The sequence below is a fragment of the Treponema sp. R6D11 genome (assembly GCF_054786075.1).
Window position 1 is genome coordinate 1 of the sequence record NZ_BDHD01000958.1, and the last position, 324, is coordinate 324.

The window sequence follows — 324 nt, forward strand, 5'->3', positions numbered from 1 at the left end:
CTTTCCTCGTTGTTAGTTGAAACATATATCCCGGAAAGGTTTGTGGCGGTCGTAACGCAAGGGCTGCGCGCGTCACTTAAACTGGAAGCCATGCCGAATGAAACATTCATAGCCGAGGTTTTTGAGATAAACCCCGTTCTAGATCCCGCAAGCAGAACTTTAAGGATACGCCTAAGGTTTGTAAACCTAGATCAGCGCATAAAGGCGGGAATGTTCGCAACCATCAGCCTTATAACCAACAGAAAAACCGACATTCCCGTAATTCCGCGTATTTCGATTATCAATACATACGGCTCATGGATTGTGTTTATTTCAGATAACAAC

The 324-nt window shown here is 44.4% G+C and carries 1 protein-coding gene; it reads left to right on the forward strand.

Features of this window, described 5'->3' with window-relative positions:
* Positions 1–9: 9 nt before the first annotated feature.
* Positions 10–324 (forward strand): efflux RND transporter periplasmic adaptor subunit (locus tag ACYVTD_RS16990; RefSeq protein ID WP_461248825.1); only part of this gene is annotated, 315 nt, incomplete at its 3' end.